The sequence below is a fragment of the Pseudomonas sp. LBUM1653 genome, from assembly GCF_059716115.1.
The window spans coordinates 328,727-341,341 of sequence record NZ_CP166803.1 but is presented as its reverse complement, the minus strand read 5'-3'; the positions used below and the strand labels follow the sequence as shown (position 1 = coordinate 341,341).

The following is a 12,615-nucleotide window of genomic DNA, read 5'->3' as shown; positions in this document are numbered from 1 at the left end:
AAGGTTTGACCAGTTAATGTGCAGAAGGTTTTGCATGCACCAAAACAGGTCATTTATTGAAATGAACGCCACATTGTAGGGCGAGATTTTCCTCTTTAAGGTGCTTTACCACCTTATAAGCGTGAATTTGGGGCAAAAAACCCATGGTGGGGCACTGGCATGCAATTTGCTCCCTTGTGAGGCAGGTTGCCTTGGCAGAGTATTCGCGCCGGCATCACAAACATTAAAGGGCATCCACTACCAGCCCTAATCCACCCGGAGGACACTATGTCGAAGTCGGTTCAACTCATCAAAGATCATGACGTCAAGTGGATTGATCTGCGCTTCACAGATACCAAGGGCACTCAGCACCACGTGACCATGCCAGCTCGCGATGCGCTGGAAGATGACTTCTTTGAAGTCGGCAAAATGTTCGACGGCTCCTCCATCGCTGGCTGGAAAGGCATCGAAGCCTCCGACATGATCCTGCTGCCGGACGATTCCACCGCTGTTCTGGATCCGTTCACCGAAGAGCCGACCCTGATCCTGGTCTGCGACATCATTGAACCTTCGAGCATGCAAGGCTACGACCGCGACCCACGTGCGATCGCCAAGCGTGCCGAAGAGCACCTGAAATCCACCGGTATCGGTGACACCGTGTTCGCCGGTCCAGAGCCAGAGTTCTTCATCTTCGACCAGGTGAAGTTCAAGTCCGACATTTCCGGCTCCATGTTCAAGATCTACTCCGAACAGGGTTCGTGGATGTCCGACCAGGACATCGAAGGCGGCAACAAGGGCCACCGCCCAGGCGTCAAAGGCGGCTACTTCCCGGTTCCACCGTTTGACCATGACCACGAAATCCGTACCTCCATGTGCAACGCACTGGAAGAAATGGGCCTGACCGTCGAAGTTCACCACCACGAAGTGGCAACTGCCGGCCAGAACGAAATCGGCGTCAAGTTCAACACCCTGGTGAAGAAAGCCGACGAAACCCAAACCCTGAAGTACGTCGTGCACAACGTTGCCGACGCTTACGGTCGTACCGCTACCTTCATGCCTAAGCCACTGTACGGTGACAACGGCTCGGGTATGCACGTACACATGTCCATCTGGAAAGATGGCAAGAACACCTTCGCAGGTGAAGGCTATGCCGGCCTGTCCGATACCGCCCTGTACTTCATCGGCGGCATCATCAAGCACGGTAAGGCCCTGAACGGCTTCACCAACCCGGCGACCAACTCCTACAAGCGTCTGGTTCCAGGTTTCGAAGCTCCAGTGATGCTGGCCTACTCGGCTCGCAACCGCTCCGCTTCGATCCGTATTCCTTACGTGTCGAGCCCGAAAGCCCGCCGTATCGAAGCACGCTTCCCGGATCCGGCTGCCAACCCGTACCTGTGCTTCGCAGCACTGCTGATGGCTGGCCTGGACGGCATCCAGAACAAGATCCACCCTGGCGACGCTGCTGACAAAAACCTGTACGACCTGCCGCCTGAAGAGGCGAAAGAGATCCCACAAGTTTGCGGCAGCCTGAAAGAAGCCCTGGAAGAGCTGGACAAAGGTCGTGCGTTCCTGACCAAAGGCGGCGTTTTCAGCGACGACTTCATCGACGCTTACATCGCCCTGAAAAGCGAAGAAGAAATCAAGGTACGTACCTTCGTACACCCACTGGAATATGAGCTGTACTACAGCTGCTGATCCGGTAGCGCCTGCGCAAGCGGCGTGACAAAAAGAGGCCTCCTTCGGGAGGCCTTTTTTATGCCCGAATGTTTACGGTCTGGGCCAACCGTCTCTTCTGACCTATGCTTCAACCCATCGCTTTCGTTTCCGGTCGATTTCATGGGTCGTGGTTTTCTCTTCATCCTGCTGCTGATCGCACTGCCCGCCACAGCGCAGATCTATAAGTACACCGACGCCCAAGGCAACACGGCGTATAGCAATCAACCACCTGATGGCGTCACCGTGCAGCCGGTCGAACTGCCACCACTCAACCGCGTTGCGCCCCAACCCACGCAAGCACTTCCCACACCACCCCCTGCGCAAGATCAGCCCCGCATCGCCTACAACGTACTGGAGCTCACGGGCCTGCCCACCACCGAAGCCCTGCGCGCCAACAACGGCACCTTCACCGTCCACGTGCTGATCGAACCACGCCTGCAAGGCCAGCATCTACTGCGACTGTTGCTGGATGACCAGCCTTATGGCCAACCTAGCAACGTACCGATCCTGCAACTGGTGAACATCGACCGCGGCTTGCACCGCCTCGCGGTACAAGTAGTCAGTGGCGAAGCCATCGTGCAGCAAAGCCCTACCGTTACCTTCACCGTGCAGAGGGTGCACAAGCGCTGAAGGATTTCTAGCGAACAAGCCCGCCGAAACAGAAAACTCGCTCCTGAAGTTCTTTTAACCTCATTCAGGCTTGCGCACTATATTGGTGCGAATGGTTGCACCACGCGCACATTGCAGCCCATTTTGGTTCGAAACTACCCGCGAAAGCTGGCATAGCGCCACGCAATCGAGCGTCAAACGCCCGTTTCAGGGGTTTAGCGCTTCTTTTCGGAGCCTTGGTTTGGTTTTTGCATTTTCCTCGCATCAGCGCTTTATTCATGCGCGCGCCCTGCTCCAAAAGAGGTCCTGAATGACCATCAGTGACGCACTGCACCGCTTGCTGCTCGACAACCTGACCACCGCCACCATCCTGCTCAATGCCGAATTACGCCTTGAGTACATGAACCCCGCGGCGGAGATGCTCCTGGCCATCAGCGGCCAGCGCAGCCACGGGCAGTTCATCAGCGAGCTGTTCACCGAATCCACCGAGGCGCTCAATTCATTGCGCCAGGCGGTCCAGCAGGCGCATCCGTTCACCAAGCGCGAAGCCATGCTCACCGCCCTCACCGGCCAGACCTTGACGGTTGATTACGCGGTAACGCCGATCTTGAGCAATGGCGACACCCTGCTCCTGCTCGAAGTCCATCCCCGCGACCGCTTGCTGCGCATCACCAAGGAAGAGGCCCAGCTGTCGAAGCAGGAAACCAGCAAGATGCTGGTGCGGGGTCTGGCCCATGAAATCAAGAATCCGCTGGGCGGTATTCGCGGCGCGGCACAGTTGCTGGCCCGCGAGCTGCCGGAAGAAAGCCTGCGCGACTACACCAACGTGATCATTGAAGAGGCCGACCGCCTGCGCAACCTGGTCGATCGCATGCTCGGCTCGAACAAGCTGCCATCGCTGGCCATGTGCAACATTCACGAAGTGCTGGAGCGCGTCTGCCATCTGGTCGAGGCCGAAAGCCAGGGGTGCATCACTTTGGTGCGCGACTACGACCCGAGCATTCCCGACGTCCTGATCGATCGTGAACAAATGATCCAGGCCGTGCTGAATATCGTGCGCAATGCGATGCAGGCCATCAGCAGCCAGAATGAGCTGCGCCTGGGCCGCATCAGCCTGCGCACCCGCGCCATGCGCCAGTTCACCATTGGCCACGTGCGCCATCGCCTGGTGACCAAGATCGAAATCATCGACAACGGTCCGGGCATTCCTGCGGATCTTCAGGAAACCATCTTTTTCCCCATGGTCAGTGGCCGTCCGGACGGTACCGGGCTGGGCCTGGCCATTACCCAGAACATCATCAGCCAGCACCAGGGCTTGATCGAATGTGACAGCCACCCCGGCCACACCACGTTCTCGATCTTTCTGCCACTGGAACAAGGAGCCACATCGACATGAGCCGTAGTGAAACCGTGTGGATCGTCGATGACGACCGTTCTATCCGTTGGGTCCTGGAAAAAGCCTTGCAGCAGGAAGGCATGACCACGCAAAGCTTCGACAGCGCTGATGGCGTGATGAGCCGCCTGGCGCGCCAGCAACCGGACGTGATCATCTCCGACATCCGCATGCCCGGTGCCAGCGGCCTGGACCTTCTGGCGCGGATTCGCGAGCAACACCCACGGCTGCCAGTGATCATAATGACCGCGCACTCCGATCTGGACAGCGCTGTCGCGTCCTATCAGGGCGGCGCCTTTGAATACCTGCCCAAGCCGTTCGATGTTGACGAAGCGGTCTCCCTGGTCAAGCGCGCGAACCAGCACGCTCAGGAACAACAAGGCCTGGAAGTCCCGGTCGCACTGACCCGCACCCCGGAAATCATCGGCGAAGCGCCAGCGATGCAGGAAGTGTTTCGCGCCATCGGGCGCTTGAGCCACTCCAACATCACCGTGCTGATCAACGGCGAATCCGGCACCGGTAAAGAACTGGTGGCCCACGCCTTGCACCGCCACAGCCCGCGGGCCGCTTCGCCGTTCATTGCACTGAACATGGCAGCGATCCCCAAGGACCTGATGGAATCCGAGTTGTTCGGCCACGAAAAAGGCGCGTTCACCGGCGCCGCCAACCTGCGTCGCGGGCGATTCGAGCAGGCGGATGGGGGCACGTTGTTCCTCGATGAAATCGGCGACATGCCAGCCGACACCCAGACCCGTTTGCTGCGGGTCCTGGCCGATGGCGAGTTCTATCGTGTCGGTGGTCACGTCCCGGTCAAAGTCGATGTGCGGATCATCGCCGCCACGCACCAGAACCTGGAAACTCTGGTGCATGCCGGGAAATTCCGTGAAGACTTGTTCCACCGTCTCAACGTGATCCGCATCCACATACCGCGCCTGTCGGACCGTCGCGAAGATATCCCGACCCTGGCCAAGCACTTCCTCAGCCGTGCCGCGCAGGAGCTGGCCGTCGAGCCGAAGCTGCTGAAAAGCGAAACCGAGGAATACCTGAAAAACCTGCCATGGCCGGGCAACGTGCGCCAACTGGAGAACACCTGCCGCTGGATCACAGTGATGGCCTCGGGTCGCGAAGTGCATATCGGCGACCTGCCACCGGAGTTGCTGAGCCTACCGCAGGATTCGGCCCCGGTGACCAACTGGGAACAGGCGTTGCGCCAATGGGCCGACCAGGCACTGGCTCGCGGTCAGTCCAGCCTGCTGGACAGCGCCGTGCCGACCTTCGAGCGGATCATGATCGAAACCGCCCTCAAACACACCGCCGGCCGCCGCCGCGATGCCGCCGTGTTGCTGGGCTGGGGGCGCAATACCCTGACTCGCAAGATCAAGGAGCTGGGGATGAAGGTTGATGGCGGGGATGATGATGAGGGGGATGAGGGTTAAACAGCCTCGATTCTTCACTGACCGTCACACCCAATTCGCGAGCAGGCTCGCTCCCACAGTGGATTTGTAGTGTTCTCACGATTTAGTGAACGCTACCGAACCTTGTGGGAGCGAGCCTGCTCGCGAAGCTTTTTGGGCTCCCGTGCACCGCCTGAATGCACCGTGAACCGCAATCGCGCACGATATACAATCCGAAATCCCGCCTCCGTTCGCAATCGAACTCCTATCGAAAAAACACGAAAGCCCCGATTTCCGGGGCTTTCATCGTTTTTACGCGACTTTCTGTTTCAGCTTGTTAAAACCTGGCACGCCCCCTGCAATAGTCTCATCAGTGATTCAGATCACTACCCAGTTTCGGGGGCCTTGGTACAGGCAGGCCGGGGATTCCCCTCTTTACACCGGGCTCACACCGCACAAGCGACGAGCCCCCCCCAGTTTTGGGGTCCTTGGTACAGGCAGGCCGGGGATTCCCTCTTTACACCGGGTTCAGACGCCATGCGCGAACCCTCCCGTTTTGGGGACCTTGGTACAGGCAGGCCGGGGATTCCCTCTTTTATTGCTCTCGGAGATGGATCTCCAGCCGCCAGCGGTCATCGACCTCGCTACCGGCCCACTCCCCCTGAAGGGGCCGCGCCGCCACCAGCGTCAGCAACAATCCCCCGTCACTCAAGCGTACGCGCCAGTTCACGTCCTTGCCGTTGAGCTTGAGCTGGCCTTTTTGCGCCTTGCCTTCAGCTTCGAACAACAGCGCGACACTGCCTTCCACGATCTCGCCGTGGGTCTTGGGCTCATTGTTGAACCACACCACCAACCCGTCGTTCGTCACTTCGATCTGTTGCAATTCGCTGGGATCGGGGGTGGTCAGGCGGCCGATCATCAACCCCACCATCACCCCGACAATTGCCAGTGAAGCCATCACACGCGGGAATAGTTTCGAACGAGAGTCGGCTTGCGGCGTAGAATGCCGCTCATCTTTACCTTCGGAGCCGTGCATGTTTCACGTCATCCTTTTCCAACCGGAAATTCCGCCGAACACCGGCAACGTTATCAGGCTGTGCGCCAACAGTGGCTGCCACCTGCATTTGATCGAACCGCTGGGCTTCGAGATGGACGACAAGCGCCTGCGCCGGGCCGGCCTCGACTACCACGAGTATGCCACCCTGCAACGCCACCCGGACCTGGCCAGCTGCCTGGAAAGCCTCGGTCATCCGCGGTTGTTCGCCTTCACCACCAAAGGCTCGCGGCCGTTTCACGACGCCAGCTTCGCCGAGGGCGATGCGTTCCTGTTCGGCCCGGAAAGCCGTGGCCTGCCAGCCGAGGTGCTCGACGCCCTGCCCGGCGAACAACGCCTGCGCCTGCCGATGCGTGAAGGCTGCCGCAGCCTGAATCTGTCCAACACCGTGGCTGTTGCGGTGTACGAGGCCTGGCGGCAGAACGGATTCAAATAACACCGCCATACTTGTAATTGGATGGACTCGCCCCAGCCGAGGCGTCAATGCGCCACGATGGCAGTCTAAACAGCCAACGACAGCGAGGGCGAGTCCATGAAAAATCATAGTTCGATTGATCAATCCCTGTCTTCTTCCGATTTGTCGGCCTGCACAACTTTGGCGGTCGATCTGGCCAAGCAGGTCTTTCAGGTCGCCGGTGAAGATGTCCTTGGCCAAGTGCGCTACGAGCAGCGGATCAAGTCGCGTGAGGCGTTTTATGAGTTTCTCCAGCAGTTGCCGCCTCATGTCGTGATTTTGATGGAGACCGGTCCGGGTGCTCAAGCCTGGGCCCGGCAGCTGCAAGACAAAGGCAATCTGGCGCGGATTCTTCCAGCCGGTTTGGTGGCCACACACCGCAGCGGGCCTAAAAATGATCGCAACGATGCGCTGGCGATTCTGCGGGCGGGTCGCGATGAAAAAATCTGCGCGGTACCGGTCAAAAGCGTTGCGGCGCTGGCAATGCAAGCGCTGCATCGCGCCCGTCAGGGCTATGTGCGTCGACGCACAGCGGTAAGCAATCAGATGCGCGGCCTGCTGCTCGAGCACGGCGTGGCCTTGGCGCAGGGCGATGTTGCGATCAGTCAGAAAATTCCGCGGGTACTGGAAGATGCCACCCAGCCGGTGCCGGGCCTGCTGCGTGAACTGATCCACGAACTGTTGGCCGAGTGGCGCCATTTGGGCGAGCGCATCAGCGTGCTGACGGGACGCCTGGAAGTGGCCGCCAACGCCGACATGACGGCGAAGCGACTGATGACTGTGCGCGGCATCGGCCCAGTCACTGCCACGGCACTGGTGGCCAAGGAAAGCAAGCCTGAGCGATTTCCCAATGCCCGCAAGTTTGCCGCGTACTTTGGCATGGTACCTGACCAGCACAGTAGCGGGCAGACGGTCCGGCTGGGGGACATGACCAAGCGAGGTGATGTTTATTTACGCAGCCTGATGATCCAGGGAGCCCATGCGGTGCTGCAACAACTACGACCTGATTCCCAGCAACCCGATGACCGCCGCTTGTTGCGGTGGATGAGCCGACTGGGCCGTAAGGAGGCTGCGATCAGGCTAGCCAACCGCAACCTGCGAATCGTCTGGGTGCTTCTACAGAATGACCAGTCTTATCGTCGCCATGCTGGTGATGGTCAGCAAGCGACGATGAGCCACTGAGCGACAGAGTTCTGCCACCGAGGTACTGACTGTCTGACCCTTTGCTGAAAAAAATTGACCCCAGGTAAGACCGGCGTGGATTGATGCCTAAGCTCCTACTGGCCTTCGAGGCCTGACTGTAATCGGCATACCACGAGCTCTTCCAATTTTGGCCAGAGGCCGAAGACGGCTTCCACGAATAGGCCTAATACATAGATGCAACGGGGCGACAGTTTTTCAAAAGCGGGTAGACAGTGGGGGCGAGTCCATACATAGGAGCTGGCTTGCCAGCGAAAGCGGTCTGTCAGCCAGCCAGCCTAAGGTTGAATGTTATGGCCCCTTCGCTGGCAAGCCAGCTCCTACTCGAAGGTTTCGCTTGCTCCATGAAAAAAGCGCCTCTGAATAGGCGCTTTTTTCATGGAGCAAGCGAAGCTTTTTTATTGCACGGTCGGTGTCTCGCCCGCCGCCTGCATGCGTTGCAGCTCTTGTGCGTACAGTGCGTCGAAGTTCACCGGAGCCAGCATCAGGGCCGGGAACGAGCCGCGGGTCACCAGGCTGTCCAGCGCTTCGCGCGCGTACGGGAACAGGATGTTCGGGCAGAATGCACCCAGGGTGTGACTCATCGAAGCGTCGTCCAGGTTCTTGATCAGGAAGATACCGGCCTGCTGCACTTCGGCAATGAACGCTACTTCTCCGCTCTCACCGTTCTTCACGGTGACCGACAGGGTCAGTACGACTTCATGGAAGTCGCCTTCCAGAGCCTTTTGACGGGTATTGAGATCCAGACCGACACTCGGCTCCCACTGCTGGCGGAAGATCGCCGGGCTTTTCGGGGCTTCGAAGGACAAGTCACGTACGTAGATGCGCTGCAAGGAGAATTGCGGTGCGGTTTCTTCTTCGCTAGCTGCAGTGTTCTGTTGGTCAGTCATCTCAGATCCTTTCTGATCTTGGGCTTTTTATAGGGTATGGAATTCAGGCCTTGAGCAGCGCGTCGAGCTTGCCGGCGCGCTCCAGGGCAAACAAATCATCACAACCGCCAACGTGGGTGCTGCCGATCCAGATCTGCGGCACGGACGTACGTCCGGCCTTCTGAGCCATTGCAGCGCGCACCTGCGGCTTGCCATCGACCTTGATCTCTTCGAAGGCCACGCCTTTGTTCTCGAGCAGGTACTTGGCTCGGGAGCAATAAGGGCAGTAATCGCTGGAATAGACGACGACGTTGCTCATATCACTTCACCAACGGCAAATTGTCGGCTTTCCAGCTGGAAACACCACCGGACAGCTTGGCGGCGGTGAAGCCTGCCTTCACCAGTTCACGAGCGTGGGTACCGGCCGTCTGGCCCATGGCATCGACCAGGATGATGGTCTTGGCCTTGTGCTTTTCCAGTTCGCCGACGCGTGCGGCCAATTTGTCGTGCGGAATGTTCAACGCGCCAACGATGTGACCGGCGGCGAAATCCTTGATCGGACGAATGTCGATCACCACGCCGGCGTCTTTGTTGACCAGGCCAGTCAGTTCGCCAGTGCTCAGGCTACGACCGCCGCCCTGCATCTGATAGGCAATCAGCAACGCCAGCAGTACGACGAAGATACCCACGAGGATGTAGTGGTTAGTGGCAAATTGAATCAGGTTAGCAACCATCGAAGGAGGTTCCAGGGCGTTAAAATGTCGGCCAGTATACACAGCCACTATGGTGGGCCAAACCCCGTCCGGCGGTGACGTGGCCGGAACTTCGCTTTAAACTGCCACTCCCTTTTCCATCGCCCTCTTTTAACTCAGCCACGAGCGGACTCCATGACTACCACGCCTAAACCTTTGGTCCTGATTATTCTCGATGGCTTCGGTCACAGTGAGAGCCCCGAATCCAACGCCATCTTTGCTGCGAAGAAGCCCGTACTGGACCGCTTGTGGGCCACCGTGCCCAACGGCCTGATTTCGGGCAGCGGCATGGACGTCGGCCTGCCTGATGGCCAGATGGGCAACTCCGAGGTAGGCCACATGAACCTCGGTGCCGGCCGCGTGGTGTATCAGGACTTCACCCGCGTGACCAAATCGATCCGCGACGGCGAGTTCTTCGAGAACCCGACCATCTGCGCCGCTGTGGACAAAGCAGTCGCTGCCGGTAAAGCCGTGCACTTCATGGGCCTGCTGTCCGATGGCGGCGTGCACAGCCACCAGGATCACCTGGTCGCCATGGCCGAACTGGCTGCCAGGCGCGGCGCCGAAAAAATCTACCTGCACGCCTTCCTCGACGGCCGCGATACCCCGCCGAAAAGCGCGCAATCGTCGATCGAACTACTGGACGCTACCTTCCAGGCCCTGGGCAAAGGCCGGATCGCCAGCCTCATCGGTCGTTATTTCGCCATGGATCGCGACAACCGTTGGGACCGTGTTTCCCAGGCCTACAACCTGATCGTCGACGGCCATGGCGAATTCAACGCCGCCACCGCCCAGGAAGGCCTGCAAGCCGCGTACGAGCGTGGCGAGAGCGACGAGTTCGTCAAGGCCACCTCCATCGGTGAGCCCGTGAAAGTCGAAGACGGCGACGCCGTGGTGTTCATGAACTTCCGCGCCGACCGCGCCCGCGAACTGACCCGTGTCTTCGTCGAGGACGATTTCAAGGAATTCGAGCGTACCCGTCAGCCAAAACTGGCCGGTTTCGTCATGCTGACCCAATACGCCGCCAGCATTCCCGCACCCTCGGCCTTCGCCGCCGGCAGCCTGGAAAACGTGCTGGGCGACTACCTGGCGAAAAACGGCAAGACCCAGCTGCGCATCGCCGAAACCGAAAAATACGCCCACGTGACCTTCTTCTTCTCCGGCGGTCGTGAAGAGCCGTTCCCGGGTGAAGAGCGCATCCTGATCCCGTCGCCGAAAGTCGCCACCTACGACTTGCAGCCGGAGATGAGCGCACCGGAAGTTACCGACCGCATCGTCGACGCCATCGAAAACCAGCGTTACGACGTGATCGTGGTCAACTACGCCAACGGCGACATGGTCGGCCACAGTGGCGTGTTTGAAGCGGCTGTCAAAGCCGTTGAGTGCCTGGACCAGTGTGTCGGCCGCATCGTCGAAGCGCTGGATAACGTCGGCGGCGAAGCCCTGATCACCGCAGACCACGGCAACGTCGAGCAAATGTCCGACGAGACCACGGGCCAGGCGCACACTGCTCACACCACCGAGCCGGTGCCGTTCATCTATGTCGGCAAGCGGGACCTGAAGGTCCGCGAAGGCGGCGTGCTGGCGGATGTGGCACCGACCATGCTGAAGCTGTTGGGCCTGGAACAGCCGGCCGAAATGACCGGGACTTCGATTCTGGTGTAATTCACCTTCAAACACCGCAACCTCTGTAGGAGCAAGCTTGCTCGCGATAACAATCTAACAGCCAACATCACTGTTGAATGTTAAGACGCCATCGCGAGCAAGCTTGCTCCTACAGGGCCTTGTGGTGTTTTTGAGTCCAGTTATCACACAGTCCCAATTGGGCATTTTTTTTGCCGCTCATGGCGGGCATACTAGGACGTCCCTTTCCCTGGTGTCGCCCGCCTCTATGCTTCGCGTCCTGATAGCCCTTGCCCTGACTTGCCTGCTCCAACCGGCCTTCGCCGATGAGCGCGCGCAAACCCAGCAACAGTTGGACGCCACGCGTCAGGACATTGCCGAGCTGAAAAAACTGCTGGGCAAGCTGCAGGAAGAAAAATCAGGCGTGCAGAAAGACCTCAAGGGCACCGAGACCGAGATGGGCAAGCTCGAGAAGCAGGTCGACGCCCTGCAAAAAGAGCTGAAGAAAAGCGAAACCGAGTTGCAGCGACTCGATGCGGAGAAAAAAAAACTCCAGAGCGCGCGCACTGAACAGCAGCGACTGATCGCCATCCAGGCCCGCGCGGCTTACCAGAACGGCCGTCAGGAATACTTGAAACTGCTGCTCAACCAGCAGAACCCCGAGAAGTTCGCCCGCACGCTCACCTATTACGATTACCTGAGCCAGGCCCGCCTGGAGCAACTAAAGAATTTCAACGAAACCCTGCGCCAGCTGGCTAATGTCGAAAAAGACATCGGCCTGCAGCAAGCGCAATTGCTGGTGCAGCAAAGCAGCCTCGAAACCCAGCGTGGCGAACTCGACAAAGTCCGGCAGGAACGCCAGCAAGTCCTCGCCAAGCTCAACGATGACGTGAAGGCCCGCGACCAGAAACTGGCGGCCCGTGAGCAGGATCAGGCAGACCTGTCTAAAGTCCTTAAAACCATTGAAGAAACCCTGGCCCGCCAGGCTCGTGAGGCAGAGGAAGCGCGACAAAAAGCGCTGATCGCCCAGCAGGAAGCCGAAAAAAAGCGTTTACGTGAGGCCCAGGCGCTGGCAGATGCCAACGACGACGCCCCACGCAAACCGGTTAAATCGACACCCGGCGCACTGGTTTCAAGTTCAGGCGAAACCTTTGGCGGCGCGTTTGCGTCAACTCGCGGCAAACTTCCCTGGCCTGTTGATGGTCGACTGTTGGCGCGCTTCGGTGAAAGCCGTGGCGACGACGTCCGGACCAAGTGGGACGGCGTGATGATCGGTGCATCTGCCGGCAGCACCGTGCATGCGGTGCATGGCGGTCGCGTGGTGTTCGCCGACTGGTTGCGCGGCGCCGGGTTGCTGGTGATTCTCGACCACGGCAACGGTTTTTTGAGTCTTTATGGTCACAACCAGACACTGCTCAAGTCTGCGGGTGACGTGGTAAAAGCCGGTGAATCCATCTCCACTGTCGGTAACAGTGGCGGGCAGGACACACCAGCGCTGTACTTTGCTATTCGTCAGCAGGGTCACCCGAGTGATCCGGCGCAATGGTGCCGCGCGCAAGGATAGGCGCTGAG

12 protein-coding genes are annotated in these 12,615 nt (G+C 59.1%); 8 read left to right on the top strand and 4 right to left on the bottom strand.

The genetic code is table 11. The annotated features are described in order from the left end of the window. The first annotated feature begins 267 nt into the window (after nucleotides 1–267). The 4 genes from glnA (at nucleotide 268) to ntrC (ending at nucleotide 5,133) form a co-directional block, all read left to right on the top strand. Nucleotides 268–1,674, top strand: coding sequence for a type I glutamate--ammonia ligase (gene glnA / locus ACA054_RS01610; protein WP_060542571.1), 1,407 nt, complete (start codon nucleotides 268–270; stop codon nucleotides 1,672–1,674). 141 nt (nucleotides 1,675–1,815) lie between these two features. After that, nucleotides 1,816–2,325 (top strand): DUF4124 domain-containing protein, encoded by a 510-nt coding sequence (locus tag ACA054_RS01605; RefSeq protein WP_497687896.1) that lies wholly within the window; start codon nucleotides 1,816–1,818, stop codon nucleotides 2,323–2,325. A 289-nt stretch (nucleotides 2,326–2,614) separates the two neighbouring features. Next, nucleotides 2,615–3,700: a nitrogen regulation protein NR(II) gene (glnL, locus tag ACA054_RS01600; protein ID WP_020797424.1), complete on the top strand. Its 1,086-nt coding sequence runs from the start codon at nucleotides 2,615–2,617 to the stop codon at nucleotides 3,698–3,700. Further along, the gene (gene ntrC, locus ACA054_RS01595; RefSeq protein ID WP_274075158.1) at nucleotides 3,697–5,133 is read left to right on the top strand and encodes a nitrogen regulation protein NR(I); all 1,437 of its coding nucleotides are present in this window, start codon (nucleotides 3,697–3,699) and stop codon (nucleotides 5,131–5,133) included. Before glnL ends, ntrC begins: the two co-directional genes overlap by 4 nt. 553 nt (nucleotides 5,134–5,686) lie before the next feature. Here the strand turns inward: ntrC and ACA054_RS01590 are convergent. Then, nucleotides 5,687–6,127, bottom strand: coding sequence for a hypothetical protein (locus tag ACA054_RS01590; protein ID WP_497687895.1), 441 nt, complete (start codon nucleotides 6,125–6,127; stop codon nucleotides 5,687–5,689). Here ACA054_RS01590 and trmL point away from each other — a divergent pair. Further along, nucleotides 6,126–6,581: a tRNA (uridine(34)/cytosine(34)/5-carboxymethylaminomethyluridine(34)-2'-O)-methyltransferase TrmL gene (trmL, locus tag ACA054_RS01585; RefSeq protein ID WP_497687894.1), complete on the top strand. Its 456-nt coding sequence runs from the start codon at nucleotides 6,126–6,128 to the stop codon at nucleotides 6,579–6,581. The genes ACA054_RS01590 and trmL overlap by 2 nt on opposite strands. A 141-nt stretch (nucleotides 6,582–6,722) precedes the next feature. Then, the gene (locus ACA054_RS01580; protein WP_497690228.1) at nucleotides 6,723–7,781 is read left to right on the top strand and encodes an IS110 family RNA-guided transposase; all 1,059 of its coding nucleotides are present in this window, start codon (nucleotides 6,723–6,725) and stop codon (nucleotides 7,779–7,781) included. Between the two features lie 416 nt (nucleotides 7,782–8,197). On the opposite strand, the gene secB is transcribed toward ACA054_RS01580, so the two are convergent. From secB to ACA054_RS01565, 3 genes are read right to left on the bottom strand one after another with little or no spacing between them, the layout of a single operon-like run. Further along, nucleotides 8,198–8,689, bottom strand: a complete 492-nt coding sequence (secB, locus tag ACA054_RS01575) for a protein-export chaperone SecB (RefSeq protein ID WP_497687893.1) — start codon at nucleotides 8,687–8,689, stop codon at nucleotides 8,198–8,200. A 43-nt stretch (nucleotides 8,690–8,732) separates the two neighbouring features. Further along, the gene (gene grxC / locus ACA054_RS01570; RefSeq protein ID WP_008058538.1) at nucleotides 8,733–8,987 is read right to left on the bottom strand and encodes a glutaredoxin 3; all 255 of its coding nucleotides are present in this window, start codon (nucleotides 8,985–8,987) and stop codon (nucleotides 8,733–8,735) included. Nucleotide 8,988: 1 nt separating this feature from the next. Beyond that, nucleotides 8,989–9,402 carry a rhodanese-like domain-containing protein gene (locus ACA054_RS01565; protein WP_497687892.1) on the bottom strand — a complete coding sequence of 138 codons (414 nt, stop codon included), beginning with the start codon at nucleotides 9,400–9,402 and terminating at the stop codon, nucleotides 8,989–8,991. Nucleotides 9,403–9,555: 153 nt separating this feature from the next. Between ACA054_RS01565 and gpmI the strand changes: the two genes are divergently transcribed. Both gpmI and ACA054_RS01555 read left to right on the top strand, forming a co-directional pair. Beyond that, complete coding sequence (gene gpmI, locus ACA054_RS01560) at nucleotides 9,556–11,085, top strand: 2,3-bisphosphoglycerate-independent phosphoglycerate mutase (protein WP_497687891.1); 1,530 nt, start codon at nucleotides 9,556–9,558, stop codon at nucleotides 11,083–11,085. Between the two features lie 226 nt (nucleotides 11,086–11,311). Next, nucleotides 11,312–12,607, top strand: a complete 1,296-nt coding sequence (locus ACA054_RS01555; protein ID WP_497687890.1) for a murein hydrolase activator EnvC family protein — start codon at nucleotides 11,312–11,314, stop codon at nucleotides 12,605–12,607. The last annotated feature ends 8 nt before the right edge of the window (nucleotides 12,608–12,615 follow it).